A 16,876-nucleotide genomic window follows, 5' to 3' on the forward strand; every position below is an offset into this window, starting at 1 on the left:
TGGCGCGGACGATAACGCAGCCTCGCAATCGTCTCTAAATGTTCGCGCAAGTGCTGGTCAGCACTGGTTTTTTCGATTGACTGGCGGCGCCGCCAGCGGCTAAGCTGCGCGCCGATGGACCGCCCCGCCCGCCTCCGCCCCCTGCTGGCCGCCCTGGCCGCGGGCCTGGCGCTGGCCGCCGCGGGCGTGCAGGCGGCGCCGGAAGCCGACCCGATCGCCAAGCTGCTGGCCGAACGCGGCTACGGCGAGCCCGACACGGTGCCCGCCGCCGTGCCGCCGAGCGAATACGCCTTCGTGCGCACGATGCGCGACAAGGCCTCCGAGATGGTGCTCGGTGCGATGAACTTCCTCGGCGTGCCTTACCGCCGCGGCGGCAACAGCGCCGAGCAGGGTTTCGACTGCAGCGGGTTCACGCGCCACGTGTTCGAGATGAGCCTGGGCCTGGTGCTGCCGCGCCGCGCCGACGAGCAGGCCAAGGCGGCCGGCATGGTCAAGGTCAAGCGCGACGAACTGAAGCCGGGCGACCTGGTGTTCTTCAACACGCTCAAGCGCACCTTCTCGCACGTCGGCATCTACATCGGCGAGGGCAAGTTCATCCACGCGCCGCGCACCGGCGGCGAGGTGCGCGTGGAAGACATGCGCTACGCCTACTGGAGCAAGCGCTTCACCGGCGCGCGCCGCGCGCAGCCGCTGGTGGACGCCGCCGCGCCCGCGGCGCAGTCCGTCGCGCCGGCACCCGCCGCGACGCCGGCGGTGACCGCCGCCGTGCAGGACGCCGAAACCTTCCGCATGCTGCACTGAAGCGCCGACCCCGGCCGTTGCGGGGTCGCGGGATCGTGCCGGGTCGCAGCGCCGCCGCGCGCAGGCACAATTCGCGCTCATGGGCGAAAAGATCATTCCGCTGGCCGACCACCGCTACGCCGCCAGCGTGCCGCTCATCCCCGAGCGGCCCGCGGCGCCGAGCGGGCACGTCGCCGACCGCCTCGGCCGGCCGCTGCGCGACCTGCGCATCTCGGTCACCGACCGCTGCAACTTCCGCTGCGGCTACTGCATGCCCAAGGAAGTGTTCGATGCGCGCTACCCCTTCCTGCCGCACGCCTCGCTGCTGAGCTTCGAGGAGATCACGCGCGCGGCAAGGCTGTTCGTCGCGCACGGCGTGCACAAGCTGCGCCTGACCGGCGGCGAGCCGCTGCTGCGCAAGAACCTGGAACGCCTGGTGGCGATGCTGGCCGCATTGCGCTGCGCCGACGGCCGGCCGCTCGACCTGACGCTGACCACCAACGGCTCGTTGCTGGCGCGCAAGGCGCGCACCCTGAAAGACGCCGGCCTGCAGCGCGTGACGGTCAGCCTCGACGCGCTGGACGACGCCGTCTTCCGGCGCATGAACGACGTCGACTTCCCGGTGGAAGACGTGCTCGAAGGCATCGCCGAGGCGCTGCGCTGCGGGCTCGGGCCGGTCAAGGTCAACATGGTCGTCAAGCGCGGTGCGAACGACCACGAGATCGTGCCGATGGCGCGTTTCTTCCGCGAACACTTCGGCGGCCGCGTCGTGCTGCGCTTCATCGAGTACATGGACGTGGGCGCCACCAACGGCTGGCGCATGGCGGAGGTGCTGCCCTCGGCCGAGGTGGTGGCGCGCATAGACGCGGCCTTCCCGCTCGAGCCGCTGGAGGCCAGCGCGCCCGGCGAGACCGCGCAGCGCTGGCGCTACCGCGACGGCGGCGGCGAGATCGGCGTGATCTCCAGCGTCACCCGCGCCTTCTGCCGCGACTGCAACCGCGCGCGCCTGTCCACCGAGGGCAAGCTCTACACCTGCCTGTTCGCCAGCCAGGGCCACGACCTGCGCGTGCTGCTGCGCGGCGGGTACGACGACGAGGACATCGCCGCGGCGGTCGGCGCGCTGTGGGCGGGGCGCGAAGACCGTTACTCCGAACTGCGCGGCGCGATGCAGGCCGATGCGGGCAGCGGGCAGCGGCGCGTCGAGATGCACTACATCGGCGGGTGAGTTGCACATCGCCCGCGACGACATCACCGGCCTCGTGCTCGCCGGCGGGCGCGGCAGCCGCATGGGGGGCGTCGACAAAGGTCTGCAACGCCATCGCGGCATGCCGCTCGCCCTGCACGCCTTGCAGCGCCTGGCGCCGCAGGTCGGCCGCGTCGCGATCAACGCGAATCGCCATCTCGACGCCTATGCAGCCTTCGGCGCGCCGGTCTGGCCCGACGCCCTGCCCGAGCATCCCGGCCCGCTGGCCGGCTTCCTCGCCGGGCTGGCGCACATCGAAACCCCCTGGCTCGCCACCGTGCCCTGCGACTCGCCGAACTTCCCCGCCGACCTCGTCGCGCGGCTGGCCGACGCGCTGGCGCGGCAAGGCGGCGAGATCGCGATGGCCGTCAGCGTCGAAGCCGGCGGGCGCCGCGCGCAGCCGGTGTTCTGCCTGCTGCACCGCGCGCTGGCAACGAGCCTGCGCGAATCCGTCGCCGCCGGCGAGCGCAAGGTCGAACGCTGGGCGACGCGGCACGGCTGCGTCGAGGTGCCGTTCGACGACGCGGCGGCCTTCGTCAACGCCAACACGCCGGCCGAGTTGCAGCGCCTGCAAGGCTGAGGCGCGGCTGCGTGCGCGCGGCTACCATCCGCGCCCATGAGCGCCCCGCCCCCGACCCTGGCCCAGATCGCCTCCTGCGTGAGCGGCTACGACCCCGACGCCCTGCCGGTGGCGCAGGCCCAGGAGTTCATCGCCCGGCTGGTGCCGCGCGTGCAGGCGGTGCAGCGCGTGCCCATCCGCAGCGCGCTGGGCCGCGTGCTGGCGCACGATCTGATCTCGACGCTGGACGTGCCGGCGCACGACAACGCCGCGATGGACGGCTACGCGCTGCGCGGCAGCGAACTGGCCGCCAGCGGCGACACCGTGCTGCGCATCGCTGGCCGCGGCCTGGCCGGCACGCCCTTCGAGGGCGCGCCCGGCCCCGGCGAATGCGTGCGCATCATGACCGGCGCCGTGATGCCGGCCGGGCTGGATACCGTGGTGCCGCAGGAGTTCGTGCGCGTCGAGGAGGGACGCGCGACGCTGCCCGCCGGCGTGGTGCGTGCCGGCGACAACCGCCGCCGCGCCGGCGAAGACCTGGCCAAGGGCGAGCCTGCGCTGCACGCCGGCCGGGTGCTGCGCCCGGCCGACCTGGGCCTGCTCGCCTCGCTCGGCCAGGCCGAGGTGGCGGTGCGGCGCCGCCTGCGCGTGGCCTTCTTCTCCACCGGCGACGAGTTGCGCTCGGTCGGCGAGCCGCTGGACGAAGGCTGCGTCTACGACAGCAACCGCTACACGCTGTGGGGCATGCTGCGGCGCCTGGGCGTCGAGCCCATCGACATGGGCGTGGTGCGCGACGACCCGGCGGCGCTGGAAGCCGCCTTCCGCGACGCCGCCGCGAACGCGGATGCGGTGATCACCTCCGGCGGCGTCAGCGTCGGCGAGGCCGACCACACCCGGCGCATCATGAACACGCTCGGCGAGGTGCTGTTCTGGCGCATCGCGATGCGTCCCGGCCGGCCGCTGGCGATCGGGCGCATCGGCAACGCCGTCCTGTTCGGCCTGCCCGGCAACCCGGTGGCGGTGATGGTGAGCTTCTACGCCTTCGTGCGCGACGCGCTGCTGGCGATGAGCGGCGCGGCGCCTCAGCCCTTGCCCATGCTGCGCGCCGCCAGCCTGCGGGCTATCCGCAAGAAACCCGGCCGCACCGAGTTCCAGCGCGGCATCGTGACGCGCGCCGGCGACGGCTGGCAGGTCGAGATCACCGGCTCGCAAGGTTCGGGCATCCTGCGCAGCATGAGCGTGGCCAACGGGCTCGTCGTGCTCGGCCACGAGCAGGGCGACGTGCCGGCCGGCGCGCCGCTGGACGTACTGCCCTTCGACGGGCTGATCTGAGGAGAACACGTGTACCCCACCCCTTCGCAGACCGCCGGCGACGCGGCGCGCAAGCCGATGACGCTGCACCGCCTCGCCGCGATGCGCGCGGCCGGCGAGAAGATCGCGATGCTGACCTGCTACGACGCCAGCTTCGCGCGCCTGCTCGACGAGGCCGGCGTCGACGTGCTGCTGGTCGGCGATTCGCTCGGCATGACGCTGCAGGGCCGCGACAGCACGCTGCCCGTCACGCTCGCGGAGATGGCCTATCACGTGCAGTGCGTGGCGCGCGGCAGCCGGGCGGCCTGGATCATCGGCGACCTGCCCTTCGCCAGCTACCACACCGGCGCCGAGCAGGCGCTGCTGAGCGCGGCCACGCTGATGCAGTCGGGCGCGCACATGGTCAAGCTCGAAGGCGGCGGCTGGACGGCGCCGGTGGTGCGCCACCTCGCCGAGCGCGGCATCCCGGTGTGCGCGCACCTCGGGCTGACGCCGCAGTCGGTGCATGCGCTGGGCGGCTACCGCATCCAGGGGCGCGACGAGAGCGGCGCCGAGCGCCTGCTGCGCGAGGCGAAGGAACTGGCCGACGCCGGCGCGGCGATGCTGGTGGTCGAGCTGATCCCCAGCGCGCTCGGCGAGCGGCTGACGCAGAGCCTGCCCATCCCGGTGATCGGCATCGGCGCCGGCCCGGGCTGCTCGGGCCAGGTGCTGGTGCTGCACGACATGCTGGGTGTCACGCGCAGCCGGCTGCCGCGCTTCGTGCGCAACTTCATGGCGGGCGCCGGCGACATCGAAGCCGCGATCCGCGCCTACGTGGCCGCCGTCAAGGACGGCAGCTTCCCCGACCCGGCCGTGCACGGCTACTGAAACACGACCCGACCAACGCATGCAAGTCGTCCACAGCATCGCGCAACTGCGCGCCGCGCTCGCCGGCCAGGCCAACAGCGTCTTCGTGCCCACGATGGGCAACCTGCACGACGGCCACCTCTCGCTGATCCGGCTGGCGCGCGCGCGCGGCGGCCCGGTGGTGGCGAGCATCTTCGTCAACCGGCTGCAGTTCGCGCCGCACGAGGATTTCGACACCTACCCGCGCACGCTGGAGCGCGACTGCCAGTTGCTCGCGCCGGCCGGCTGCGACATCGTGTTCGCGCCCTCGGAGAAAGACCTCTACCCCGAGCCGCAGGGCTACAAGGTGCATCCGCCGCCCGAGCTGGCCGACATCCTCGAGGGCCACTTCCGCCCCGGCTTCTTCACCGGCGTGTGCACCGTGGTGCTCAAGCTCTTCAACGCGGTGCAGCCCAAGGTGGCGGTGTTCGGCAAGAAGGACTACCAGCAACTGATGGTGATCCGCCGCATGGTCGAGCAGCTCGCGCTGCCGATCACCATCGTCGGCGGCGAGACCGGGCGCGCCGCCGACGGCCTGGCGCTGTCGTCGCGCAACGGCTACCTCGACGCGGCGCAGCGCGCCGAGGCCGTGCAGCTCAGCGCCGCGCTGCGCCGCATCGAAGCCGCGGCGATGGCCGGCGAACGCGACTGGGCCCAGCTCGAAGCCGAGGCGATGGCCGGCCTCGCGGCGCGCGGCTGGCAGCCCGACTACGTGGCGATCCGCCGCCGCCGCGACCTCGGCGAGCCCGCCGGCGGCGAGCCGCTGGTGGTGCTGGCCGCCGCGAAGCTGGGCACGACGCGGCTGATCGACAACCTCGAGATCTAACGCTTCGCGAGGCGCTGCCAGGTCTCGACCACGGTGTCGGGGTTCAGCGAGATCGACACGATGCCCTCGCGCGCCAGCCAGTCGGCGAAGTCGGGGTGGTCGCTGGGCCCCTGGCCGCAGATGCCGACGTACTTGCCCACCGCGCGGCACGCGGTGATGGCGCGCGAGATCATCGCCTTGACCGCCGGGTCGCGCTCGTCGAAGTCGCGCGCCAGCAGTTCCAGGCCGGAGTCGCGGTCCAGGCCCAGCGTGAGCTGCGTGAGGTCGTTCGAGCCGATCGACATGCCGTCGAAGTGCTCGAGGAACTGCTCGGCGAGGATGGCGTTGCTCGGGATCTCGCACATCATGATCACGCGCAGGCCGTCCGTCCCGCCCGAAGCCGCGCGCTTCAGGCCGCGCTCGGCGAGCATGCCCACCACGCGCTCGGCCTGCCCCAGCGTGCGCACGAAGGGCACCATGATCTCGACGTTGTTCAGCCCCATCTCGTTGCGCACGCGCTTGAGCGCCTCGCACTCCATCGCGAAGGCCTCGCCGAACTCCTCGCTGACGTAGCGCGACGCGCCGCGGAAGCCGAGCATCGGGTTCTCTTCCTCGGGCTCGTAGCGCGAGCCGCCGATCAGCTTCTTGTACTCGTTGCTCTTGAAGTCCGACAGCCGCACGATCACCGGCTTGGGCCAGAAGGCCGCGGCGATGGTCGCCACGCCCTCGGCGAGCTTGTCGACGTAGAAGGCGCGCGGGCTGGCGTGGCCGCGCGCCACCGACTCGACCGCCTTCTTCAGGTCGGCATCGACGTTCGGGTAGTCCAGGATCGCCTTCGGGTGCACGCCGATGTTGTTGTTGATGATGAATTCCAGCCGCGCCAGGCCCACGCCCGAGTTCGGCATCTGCGCGAAGTCGAAGGCGAGCTGCGGGTTGCCGACGTTCATCATGATCTTCACCGGGCAGTAGGGCAGCTCGCCGCGCTGCACCTCGCTGACCTCGGTTTCGAGCAGGCCGTCGTAGATGTAGCCGGTGTCGCCCTCGGAGCAGGCCACCGTCACCAGCGCGCCGTCCTTGAGCGTCTCGGTGGCGTCGCCGCAGCCCACCACCGCCGGGATGCCCAGCTCGCGCGCGATGATCGCCGCGTGGCAGGTGCGCCCGCCGCGGTTGGTGACGATCGCGCTGGCGCGCTTCATCACCGGCTCCCAGTTCGGGTCGGTCATGTCGGTGACCAGCACGTCGCCCGGCTGCACCTTGTCCATCTCGGCGATGTTGTGCACCAGCCGCACCGGGCCGGTGCCTATCTTCTGGCCGATCGCGCGGCCCTCGGCCAGCACCGTGCTCTTGGCGCCCTTCAGACGGTAGCGCTGCTCGGCCTTGCCGTGCGCCTGGCTCTTCACCGTCTCGGGGCGCGCCTGCAGGATGTAGAGCTTGCCGTCGCCGCCGTCCTTGCCCCACTCGATGTCCATCGGCCGGGCGTAGTGCTGCTCGATGATCAGCGCGTACTTCGCGAGTTCGGTCACGTCGGCGTCGCTGAGCGAATAGCGGTTGCGCTGCTCGGGCGCGGTGTCCACGGTGCGCACCAGGCGGCCGGTCCTGGCGCGCTCGTCGGCCGGCGCGAACTCCATCTTGATCAGCTTGGAGCCGAGGTTGCGGCGGATGATCGGCAGCTTGCCGGCCTTCAGCGCCGGCTTGTGCACGTAGAACTCGTCGGGGTTGACGGCGCCTTGCACCACCGTCTCGCCCAGGCCGTAGCTGGAGGTGATGAAGACCACGTCGGCAAAGCCGCTCTCGGTGTCGATCGTGAACATCACGCCGGAGGCGCCGAGGTCGGAGCGCACCATGCGCTGCACGCCGGCCGACAGCGCCACGTCGGCGTGCGCGAAGCCCTTGTGCACGCGGTAGCTGATGGCGCGGTCGTTGTAGAGGCTGGCGAACACCTCCTTCATCTTGGCCAGCACCTCGTCGATGCCGACCACGTTCAGGAAGGTCTCCTGCTGGCCGGCGAAGGAGGCGTCGGGCAGGTCTTCGGCGGTGGCCGAGGAGCGCACCGCGAACGAGGCGCCCGGGTTGCCCTCGGCCAGCCTGGCGAACTCGGCGCGGATCGCCGCTTCGAGCGCGGGCGGGAACGGCGTGGATTCGAGCCAGTGGCGGATCTGCGCGCCGGCCTCGGCGAGCGCGCGCACGTCGTCGGTGTTCAGGCTCGCCAGGCGCTGCTCGATGCGGCCGGCCAGGCCCTCGTGCTTGAGGAACTCGCGGAACGCGTGCGCCGTGGTCGCGAAGCCGCCGGGCACGCGCACGCCGGAGGCGGCCAGTTGGCTGATCATCTCGCCGAGGGAGGCGTTCTTGCCGCCGACCACCTCGACATCGCTCATCCTCAGTTGTTCGAACGGTACGACCAGGGCGGTCGCCAGAGCGGGGTTGGACATGGGAAAACTCCGTGATGTTGCAAAAGCCGTGTCCCCCGCCGGATGCGGCAGGCCCAGGCCGGCGCGCCGCACTGTTCGAGTGCTTGTTGGAGGCGGCGGTCGGCGTTCATCGGGCGTGGCTCGGGCGGGGGCGAATCGGCGGGAATTCTAAGGTTTGTCCCTATCATTCCGGGCACGCTCACCCCCCTCGGCCGCAGGGCCGCCCGCCCATGCCCAACCGCACCGTGTTCTTCGTCTCCGACGGCACCGGCATCACCGCCGAGACCTTCGGCAACTCGATCCTGGCGCAGTTCCCGGGCAAGCCGCGCCATGTGCGCCGCCCCTTCATCGACACGCCCGACAAGGCGCACCAGGTGGTGCGCGAGGTCAACCACAGCGCCGATGCCGAGGGGCGCCGGCCGGTGGTGTTCCTGACGCTGGTCAACGCCGAGATCCTGGCCATCCTCAAGCAGTCGCGCGGACTGGTGCTGGACATGTTCAACACCTTCATCGAGCCGCTGGAGGCCGAGTTCGGCGTCAAGTCGAACCACCGCATCGGCCGCTTCTCCGACGTCTCGGCCAGCCAGGAGTACACCGACCGCATCGAGGCGATCAACTTCTCGCTCGCGCACGACGACGGCCAGTCGGCCAAGAACCTGGCCGAGGCCGACGTGATCCTGGTCGGCGTCAGCCGCAGCGGCAAGACGCCGACTTCGCTGTACCTGGCGATGCAGCACGGCATCAAGGCCGCCAACTACCCGCTGATCCCGGAAGACTTCGACCGCGGCCAGATCCCCTCGACGCTGGCCCCGTTCAAGAAGAAGTGCTTCGGCCTGACCATAGACCCCGAGCGCCTGACCCAGATCCGCAACGAGCGCCGCCCCGGCAGCAAGTACGCCTCGCTGGAGAACTGCCGCTTCGAGGTGCGCGAGGCCGAGGCGATGATGCGCCGCGAGGGCATCGCCTGGCTGTCGTCGACGCACAAGTCGATCGAGGAGATCGCGACGACCATCCTGCGCGACCTGCGGCCGGACCGGCTGATGTATTGACGACCCGCCCGACGCGCCCGGCGGCCGCTCAGAACTCGTAGCGCAGCGTCGCGGTGATGTCGCGCGGCGTGCCGTAGTTGTGATACCAGATGGTGGACAGATAGGTCTTGTCGGCAAGATTGGCCACGTTCAGCGTCGCGGTCCAATGGCGGTTCACGCGGTAGCGCGCCATCAGGCTGAACACCGCGAACGAGCCCTGGTTCAGAACGGGGTTGGCATCGTAGGGGTGCGAGGTCCGGCTTTGCCATGTCACGCCGCCGCCCAGCGTCAGGTCGCTCAGGCCGCCGGAGAGGGTGTAGCTCGTGAACAGCTTGAGCTGCCGCACGGGAACCTCCTGCAACAGCCGTTGCCCCGCGCTGTCGCGAACCACCACTCGAGAGAACCCCGCCGCCAGGCGCCAGTTGCGCAGCGGCTCGCCGGACACTTCCAGCTCATATCCACGCGCGCGCACCTTGTCCGCCGCAATGTAGGCATCGTCCCCATTGGGAGTGACGGCACCCTCGTCCCACAGCGCGAGATTGCTCTTCCTCGTCTGGAACACGGCAGCGCTGGCATTCAGGCGGCCGTCGAGGAATTCGCCTTTCAGGCCGATCTCGTAGTTCCTCCCCTTCTCCGGGCTCAAGGTCTGCCCATTGCGGTCCTGGTAGCTCTGGGGATTGAAGATGGTCGTGTAGCTGGCGTACGCGGACACCTGCTTGCCGAGATCGGCCACGACGCCGAGGTAGGGCGTGACGACGCCGGATTCATCGATACCGGACCAGTTGTCACGCAGCCTGTAGTTGCTGACACGCGCACCCGCGATGAGCGCCAGCCCCTCCATGGGCCTCAGCCGCGTGGCCAGGTAGCCGCCGGTCTGGCGAATGCGCGTATGGCTGACGCCATTGCGCTGCGGCGGTTCGGCCTCGATCTCGCCCGTCCGCGCGAATTCGTAGATGTTGTCGACAGGCAGGTCGAACCGGTACTCGTGCGACGGATCGGACGCCTTCAAGGTTTCATGGTTCAGCCCGAGCATCAGTTCGTGCTCCCGCCCCAGCAGGCCGTACGTTCCGGTCAGGTGGAAATTCAGGCCGGTGGTGCTCGGGGTGAAGACGGTCTTCCCATACTCGAACGACGAGGCGCCGGTTTGCGCGTCGATCTCGCCCCGGGCGAATCCGAAGACCTGGTCGTGGTGCAGCCGGGTGTGGTTGACCGACAGGCGCGCGGCCCAAGCGCCGCCGAACTGGTGGTCCAGCGTGGCAAAGGCGTTGCTGCGCCGGACATCGGCATGGGTCCACGAGGCCGATGCATTGGCCGTGCGCCAGAAGTGCGTCGGGTTGCCGTCGGTGTCGACGCGCATGAAATTGTTGAAGGAGATGCCGCGATCCTTGCTGCTCGTGTGCTCCAGCCCGACGGTCAGCAGCGTGGTGGGCGCCAGATCGGCCTCCAGCACGCCGTAGAACAGGCCGTTGCGCGCATCCCTGTGGCGATCCATCCACTCCCCGCCGCCGCCCTGGCCGACGACGACACGGCCTCGCAGCGTCTTCGCCGCGTCGAACGGGCCGGACAGATCGACCAGGCCGTCCAGGCGGCTCCAGCGGCCGGCGGAGGCCTCCACGGCGCCGTGAAGCTCGGAGGTCGGCCGCTTGCGCACGAGGTTGATGGCGGCAGCGGGGTTGCCGGCGCCATTCATCAGCCCCGTCGCGCCGCGAACCACAGTGACCTGGTCGTAGAGGGCCGTCGACGTCCCTCCGATGCCGCTGCGGGTTCCGGCCATCGCCTGCAGGCCGAGCTGATTGACCGGCAAGCCATCGATCTGGTAGTTGGTGATCTCGAACCCGCGCGCATAGAAGATCTCACCCACGGCCGGGCTGCCGCTGGCGCCGGCACGCACGAGCGCAACCCCCGGCGTGACATCCAGGACCTTGCCCACCGAGTTCAGGCCTTCGTCCTCCATGCGCTGGCGCGTGACCACCGTCACCGACTGCGGCGTCTCGCGCAGCGGGAGGTCCAGGCCGGTCGCGGCGCTGCTGATGCGCGCGGTGTAGGAGCCCGTGCCCTCGGTCGGCTCCCCGCCCTCGGCCCGGGCTGTCACCCTCACCTCCGGCAAGGCCGCATCGGGCGACACGGCCGGCGCGGGCAGCAGCGCCGGCCGGAGCGTGAAGCCGCCCGCCCTCGCGCTCGAAATCGCCACGCCGGTGCCTGCGAGCAGTTGCTCCAGCGCCTGCCTGGGCGTCAGGCTTCCCTTGACCGCCCGCGCATGGCGCCCCGCCACGTCGGCCTCGTCGAACAGCACCTGCCGTCCGGCCTGCTGCCCGAACACGCCCAGCGCGGAGACCAGCGGCTGCGCCGCGATGTCGAATTCGATGCGCGCGTCCTGCGCATGCGATGTGGCCGGCACGGCCATCGTGGCCACGGCGCTCATCACCGGCAAAGACAACGCCGTCCGCACCGCCAACACCCCGCCCGCCAGGGCACCCCTCGATTTCCTTGTCCGCATCACGAATCCTGCCTCCGATTGAACGGCGCGAACCTGCGCCCGTGAGCACCGGCGTGCAGGCAGGACGAAGGCCACTCGGGGCGCGACGCGCGGATCGACACGGGAAAGACGTCGCTCATCGGGCCCGGACAACCCTGCCAGCCTGCGTGCGCTCGGCGCACCGCTTGTTTGCGGCCGTTGGCTGGGGGAAGCGCGGTGTGCCCGCTTCGGCCCGACTGGCTGGCAGCCGAGGGTGGCCGGAGGATTCCGGTCCCTAGGGAAACAAGACGTGGTTCGAGGGCACAGGACGAACCCGCCGCACCGACTCCATGTGCAACGAGTTGAAACGCGGCGGCGTGGCGCGGCGTCAGCGGGGCGAGATCATCCAGCCGCCGCCGGGCTGGCGCTGCACCCGCACGGGCACGAGGTCCGGCAGGAGTTCCACAAAGGCGTCGGGTGCCGCCGTGGCGAAGTAGGCCGAGATGGGCATGCCGGCCAACTCGGGGCCGGTCAGCGTGACGGGCCGCCCCAAGTAGCGCGCGATTTCCTCGGCGACTTCTATCAGCGGGCGCTGTTTGAAGCGCAACTGGCCGCTGCGCCAGTCGTCCACGCCGTCGGCGCTCGCGGGCACGGGCACATGCCGTGCCGTCACGGGGTCGATGGACACGCCGTCCTGCGCGCCGAGCAAAAGCACCGGAGCATCGGCCGCAGCCCTGTCCGGGCGCACTTCGACCTTGCCCTCGCTCACCTTGACGACGAGGCGGGACGGGGCGACCCGCACGTTGAAGGCGGTGCCGACCACCTTGAGCTGGCTGCGGCCCGAATCCACGGTGAAAGGCCAGGCCGCATCGGCCTTCACTTCGAAGAAGGCTTCACCCCGGTCCAGCGCCACCTCGCGGCGGCGCGGGTAGTAGCGCACTCGCAGGACGCTGTCGACGTTGAGCGCGATGCGCGATCCGTCGGGCAGGTCGACGCTTCGGGTTTCACCACGGGCGGTGGAGGCGTCGAGGCTGTAGCGGGCGGTGTTGTCCCACGCATACCAGCCGCCGCCTGCCAGCGTGAGAACGGCGGCAAGCAGAATGGATGCGAATACCGGGCCGCGCGCGACAGCCCGCCGCCAGCCGCGGCGCGACGCCGTGGCCGCGCCGGGGCGCATGGCCGGTGTCGACCCCTGCTGCTCCGCGCGGAACTGCCTGAGGCTGCCGAAGAGCTGCCGTGTACGCGCCATGCTCTCGAAGACTTCGCGGTGCAAGGGGTCGGCTTGCAGCCATGCATCGAGCTCGCGCTCGTCGGCGCCCGTCCAACCCGGTTCCTGGCGGCGGGTGAACCGCTCGGCGGCGGCCTCGTGCAGGGCGACCAGTATGTCCGGCGCCATGCCCGGCGGCGGGGTCTTGTTCATCGCGGGCTGCCGCGTTCGGGCTCGCGGTGCGTTTCGTCGGCTTCCTCCCGGCGGGCCGATGCGAGCAGGCGCTGCATCTGCGCCACGCTGCCGTATTGCAGACGCAGTTCGCAGTAGGCATAGGCGCGGCTGACGTGCTTGGAGACCATGCGCTTCGAGATGCCCATGCGTGCCGCCACCTCCTCCTGCGTGCAGCCGTCGAGAACGTTCAGGATGAAGGCCTCGCGCTGGCGCTCGGGCAGTTCGGTCAATGCCTGGTCCAGCCGCGCCAGGCGCTGGCGGTGCTGCGCATGCCGCACCGGATCGTGTTCCTCGCCTCCGGCCGCCACCTCGCTCGAGGCGTCCATGGACAGCAGCTCGATGGACTGGTACCGCCCGCTCCTGCGCCAGCCGTCGATCACCAGGTTGCCGGCGGCCCGGCTGAGATAGGCCTGCTCCTTGCCGGCTTCGGGCAGGCGGCCGGAGGCGATCAGCCGGACGAACACTTGCTGCACGGTGTCTTCGGCCTCGGCACGGCTGCCCAGGCGACCCTGCAGCAGGCGCAGGATCGGTTTGCGCCAGCGCTGGTAGAGCGCGGAGAGCGTGGCCGTGGACTCGCGCTTCATGGGTCGCAACGATACGCCATCGATCCGCAAGGGCGGCGCCGCACGCCACCGGCGCTCACACCGCCCGCTGCCGCGCCGACTCGTACAGGCACACCGCGGCGGCGGCCGCCACGTTGAGCGACTCCTCACCGCCCGGCTGCGGAATGCGCAGGCTCATCGCGCAGCGCCGCCGCAGGTCGGGCGCGATGCCCTGCCCTTCGTGGCCCATCACCCAGGCGCAGGGCCAGGGCAGGTCGACCTCGTGCAGCGCCGCCTCGGCATGCGAGCTGGTGGCCAGCAGCGGCAGGCGCAGCGCTTCGAGCGCGCCGGCGTCGACGCCCTCCACCAGCCGCAGCCCGAAATGCGCCCCCATGCCGGCGCGCAGCACCTTGGGCGACCACAGCGCCGCCGTGCCCTTGAGCGCCACCACCTGCGTGAAGCCGAAGGCCGCCGCGCTGCGCAGGATGGTGCCGACGTTGCCGGCGTCCTGCAGCCGGTCGAGCAGCACCGAGGGCGCATCGGGCGTGATCGCCGCGGCGGTCGGCGTGGCGACGACGAAGCCGATCGCACCCGGCGATTCGAGCGTCGACAGCCCCGCCATCAGCTCGGCCGGCACGATGGCCACGGCCGCGGCGTGGCCGGCCAGCTCGCGCAGCCGCGGCTGCTGCCAGCCCTCGCTGCTGACCAGCGCCTGCAAGGCACGCCCGCCGCGCTGCGCGAAGGCGGCGCAGAGGTGGTCGCCTTCCAGCCAGACCTCGCCGAACTTGCGGTAGCCGCCGGGGTCGGCCACGAGCTTGCGCACGCGCACCAGCAGCGGGTTGTCTTTCGAGGTGATGCTGCGCGGCTCGGCCATGGCTCAGGGGATCAGCAGTTCGCGCACCGGCGCGAAGGAGCGGCGGTGCTCCGGGCAGGCGCCGTGCGTGCGCAGCGCGGCCAGGTGCTCGGGCGTCGGGTAGCCCTTGTGGCCGTCGAAGCCGTACTGCGGATGCGCCTCGTGCATCGCCAGGCAGAGGCGGTCGCGGTGCACCTTGGCGAGGATGGAGGCGGCCGAGATCGCCTTGACCTTGGCGTCGCCCTTGACGATGGCCTCGGCCGGCACCTTCAGCACCGGGATGCGGTTGCCGTCGACCAGCACCTTGGCCGGCTTCAGGCGCAGCCCCTCGACGGCGCGGCGCATCGCCAGCATCGTGGCCTGCAGGATGTTGAGCTGGTCGATCTCGGCGGCGCTCGCCTCGGCGATGCAGCAGCACAGCGCCTTGGCGCGGATCTCGTCGAACAGCTTCTCGCGCTTGCGCGCCGTCAGCGCCTTGGAGTCGGCCAGGCCGCGGATCGGCTGCAGTTCGTCGAGCATCACCGCCGCGGCCACCACCGGGCCGGCCAGCGGACCGCGGCCGGCCTCGTCGACGCCGGCCACCAGCCCGGGCGCGTCGAAGACCAGGCCGAGCTGCTCAGCGCGCAAGAACTTCCGCGATCGCATCGGTGGCGGCGCGCGCGGTGTCGCGCTTCAGTTCGAGGTGCAGCGCGCGGAAGCGCGTTTCCAGCTCGGCGCAGCGCTGCGGGTCGTCGAGCCAGGCGAGCGTGGCGTGCGCCAGCCGCTCGGGCGTGGCGTCGCCCTGGATCAGCTCGGGCACGGCGAAGTCGCGCAGCAGGATGTTGGGCAGCCCGACCCAGGGCTGGTACTTCATGCGCTTCATCATCTGCCAGCTCAGCGCATGCATCGCGTAGGTGATGACCATCGGCCGCTTGAACAGCGCCGCCTCCAGCGTGGCGGTGCCGCTGGCGATCAGCGTCACGTCGCAGGCGGCCAGCGCCTCGTGCGAGCGGCCGTCGAGCAGTTCGATGCCGACGCGGTCGGCGTACTGCTTGCGCAGCGGCTCGACGAGGTGGCGCAGCCCCGGCACCACCGGCAGGACGAAACGCAGCCCCGGGCGCAGCTCGTTCATCTCGGCGGCGGCGGCGAACAGGCGCGGCGCGATGTACTGGATCTCCGAGCGCCGGCTGCCGGGCAGCAGCGCGACCACCACCGCGTCGCCGGGCAGGCCGAGCGCGGAGCGCGCCTGGCCGCGCGGCACCTCGAGCGCAATGGTGTCGGCCAGCGGGTGGCCGACGTAGTGCGCCGCGATGCCGCTCCTGGCGTAGATCTCCGGCTCGAAGGGGAAGATGCACAGCACAGCATCGACGGCCTTGCGCATCTTCTCGATGCGCTTGCCGCGCCAGGCCCAGATCGACGGGCTGATGAAGTGCACGGTGCGGATGCCGCCGGCCTTCAGGCGCGCTTCGAGATCGAGGTTGAAGTCGGGCGCGTCGACGCCGATGAACAGGTCGGGCCTGGCGGCCAGCAGCCGCTCGGCGAGCTGGTTGCGGATGCCGGCCAACTCGCGGTAGTGGCTCAGCACCTCGACGTAGCCGCGCACCGCCAGCTTGTCGTGCGGCCACCAGGCCTCGAAACCCTGCGCCGCCATCTTCGGCCCGCCGATGCCCTGCGCCACGAGGCCGGGCCAGCGCGCGCGCAGGCCGCCGAGCAGCAGGCCGGCGAGCAGGTCGCCCGAGGCCTCGCCGGCCACCATGCCGAAACGCGGCGTGGTCATCGCCCGGTGTCAGCGCACGATGCCGCGGCTCGCGTCGCCGAGGAAACCGAGCATCAGCTCGACGTCGGCATCGCCCTCGGGCACGGCGCCTTTCATCGCGGCGATCTCGGCGATGCCCGCGGCCAGCGTCAGCCCTTTGCGGTACAGCGCGCGGTGCATCTGCTTGACCTGCGCGATGCGTTCGGGCGTGTAGCCGCGGCGCTTCAGGCCCTCGGCGTTGATGCCCTGCGCCTCGGCCGGGTTGCCGGCCGCGGTGACGAAGGGCGGCAGGTCCTGCGACAGCCGGGTCTGGAAGCCCGTCATCGCATGCGCGCCGACGCGCACGAACTGGTGCACGCCCGACAGCCCGCCGAGGAAGACCCAGTCGCCCAGGTGCACGTGGCCGCCGAGCTGCGTCGCGTTGGCGATGATGATGTGGCTGCCGAGCCGGCAGTCGTGCGCGATGTGCACGTAGGCCATGATCCAGTTGTCGTCGCCCAGGCGCGTGACGCCGCCGTCCTGCACCGTGCCGGTGTTCAGCGTGCAGAACTCGCGGATCGTATTGCCGTTGCCGATGACCAGCTCGGTGGGTTCGCCGGCGTACTTCTTGTCCTGCGGCATCGCGCCGATCGAGCCGAACTGGAAGAAGCGGTTGTCGCGCCCGATCGTCGTGCGGCCCTCGACCACGCAGTGCGCGCCTATGGACGTGCGGTCGCCGATGCGCACCTGCGGCCCGACGACGGCATAAGGCCCTATCGTGACGTTCTCGCCCAGCTCGGCGCCGGCGTCGACGATGGCGGTGGGGTGGATGTTCGTCGCCATGGTCGGCGG

The 16,876-nt window shown here is 71.1% G+C and carries 15 protein-coding genes; 7 read left to right on the forward strand and 8 right to left on the reverse strand.

What is annotated here, in order from left to right:
- Nucleotides 1-114: 114 nt before the first annotated feature.
- The 6 genes from QM792_RS12110 to panC all read left to right on the forward strand — a co-directional run bounded on the left by QM792_RS12110 (nucleotide 115) and on the right by panC (nucleotide 5,604).
- Nucleotides 115-801, forward strand: coding sequence for a C40 family peptidase (locus QM792_RS12110; RefSeq protein ID WP_415150298.1), 687 nt, complete (start codon nucleotides 115-117; stop codon nucleotides 799-801).
- A 79-nt stretch (nucleotides 802-880) separates the two neighbouring features.
- Nucleotides 881-2,005 (forward strand): GTP 3',8-cyclase MoaA, encoded by a 1,125-nt coding sequence (gene moaA / locus QM792_RS12115; protein WP_415150300.1) that lies wholly within the window; start codon nucleotides 881-883, stop codon nucleotides 2,003-2,005.
- A complete protein-coding gene (mobA, locus tag QM792_RS12120; protein ID WP_415150302.1) occupies nucleotides 1,956-2,603 on the forward strand; it encodes a molybdenum cofactor guanylyltransferase MobA in 648 nt (215 codons plus the stop codon). The genes moaA and mobA overlap by 50 nt, the downstream gene beginning before the upstream one ends.
- A gap of 36 nt (nucleotides 2,604-2,639) precedes the next feature.
- Nucleotides 2,640-3,914: a gephyrin-like molybdotransferase Glp gene (gene glp / locus QM792_RS12125; protein WP_415150304.1), complete on the forward strand. Its 1,275-nt coding sequence runs from the start codon at nucleotides 2,640-2,642 to the stop codon at nucleotides 3,912-3,914.
- A 57-nt stretch (nucleotides 3,915-3,971) separates the two neighbouring features.
- On the forward strand, nucleotides 3,972-4,760 hold the full coding sequence (panB, locus tag QM792_RS12130; RefSeq protein WP_415151621.1) for a 3-methyl-2-oxobutanoate hydroxymethyltransferase: 789 nt from the start codon (nucleotides 3,972-3,974) through the stop codon (nucleotides 4,758-4,760).
- A gap of 19 nt (nucleotides 4,761-4,779) precedes the next feature.
- On the forward strand, nucleotides 4,780-5,604 hold the full coding sequence (gene panC / locus QM792_RS12135; protein WP_415150306.1) for a pantoate--beta-alanine ligase: 825 nt from the start codon (nucleotides 4,780-4,782) through the stop codon (nucleotides 5,602-5,604).
- Here panC and ppsA read toward each other — a convergent pair.
- Nucleotides 5,601-8,012 (reverse strand): phosphoenolpyruvate synthase, encoded by a 2,412-nt coding sequence (ppsA, locus tag QM792_RS12140; RefSeq protein WP_415150308.1) that lies wholly within the window; start codon nucleotides 8,010-8,012, stop codon nucleotides 5,601-5,603. The two genes, panC and ppsA, sit on opposite strands and share 4 nt — an antisense overlap.
- A gap of 209 nt (nucleotides 8,013-8,221) precedes the next feature.
- On the opposite strand from ppsA, the gene QM792_RS12145 reads away from it, so the two are divergent.
- Entirely contained in the window at nucleotides 8,222-9,040 is an 819-nt protein-coding gene (locus QM792_RS12145) for a pyruvate, water dikinase regulatory protein (RefSeq protein WP_415150310.1), read from the forward strand.
- A 28-nt stretch (nucleotides 9,041-9,068) separates the two neighbouring features.
- Here QM792_RS12145 and QM792_RS12150 read toward each other — a convergent pair whose 3' ends face one another.
- The 7 genes from QM792_RS12150 to lpxA form a co-directional block, all read right to left on the reverse strand.
- Nucleotides 9,069-11,441, reverse strand: coding sequence for a TonB-dependent siderophore receptor (locus QM792_RS12150; protein WP_415150312.1), 2,373 nt, complete (start codon nucleotides 11,439-11,441; stop codon nucleotides 9,069-9,071).
- Between the two features lie 421 nt (nucleotides 11,442-11,862).
- Nucleotides 11,863-12,894, reverse strand: a complete 1,032-nt coding sequence (locus tag QM792_RS12155; protein WP_415150313.1) for a FecR family protein — start codon at nucleotides 12,892-12,894, stop codon at nucleotides 11,863-11,865.
- The gene (locus tag QM792_RS12160) at nucleotides 12,891-13,499 is read right to left on the reverse strand and encodes an RNA polymerase sigma factor (protein WP_415150314.1); all 609 of its coding nucleotides are present in this window, start codon (nucleotides 13,497-13,499) and stop codon (nucleotides 12,891-12,893) included. Before QM792_RS12160 ends, QM792_RS12155 begins: the two co-directional genes overlap by 4 nt.
- 55 nt (nucleotides 13,500-13,554) lie before the next feature.
- Entirely contained in the window at nucleotides 13,555-14,331 is a 777-nt protein-coding gene (locus tag QM792_RS12165) for a TrmH family RNA methyltransferase (protein WP_415150316.1), read from the reverse strand.
- Between the two features lie 3 nt (nucleotides 14,332-14,334).
- A complete protein-coding gene (rnhB, locus tag QM792_RS12170; RefSeq protein ID WP_415150317.1) occupies nucleotides 14,335-14,955 on the reverse strand; it encodes a ribonuclease HII in 621 nt (206 codons plus the stop codon).
- Nucleotides 14,927-16,066, reverse strand: a complete 1,140-nt coding sequence (gene lpxB, locus QM792_RS12175) for a lipid-A-disaccharide synthase (protein ID WP_415150319.1) — start codon at nucleotides 16,064-16,066, stop codon at nucleotides 14,927-14,929. Before lpxB ends, rnhB begins: the two co-directional genes overlap by 29 nt.
- Nucleotides 16,067-16,075: 9 nt before the next feature.
- Nucleotides 16,076-16,867: an acyl-ACP--UDP-N-acetylglucosamine O-acyltransferase gene (lpxA, locus tag QM792_RS12180; protein ID WP_415150321.1), complete on the reverse strand. Its 792-nt coding sequence runs from the start codon at nucleotides 16,865-16,867 to the stop codon at nucleotides 16,076-16,078.
- Nucleotides 16,868-16,876: the final 9 nt, after the last annotated feature.

The sequence above is a fragment of the Piscinibacter sp. genome (assembly GCF_047600445.1).
Taxonomy (GTDB): Bacteria; Pseudomonadota; Gammaproteobacteria; order Burkholderiales; family Burkholderiaceae_C; genus Piscinibacter.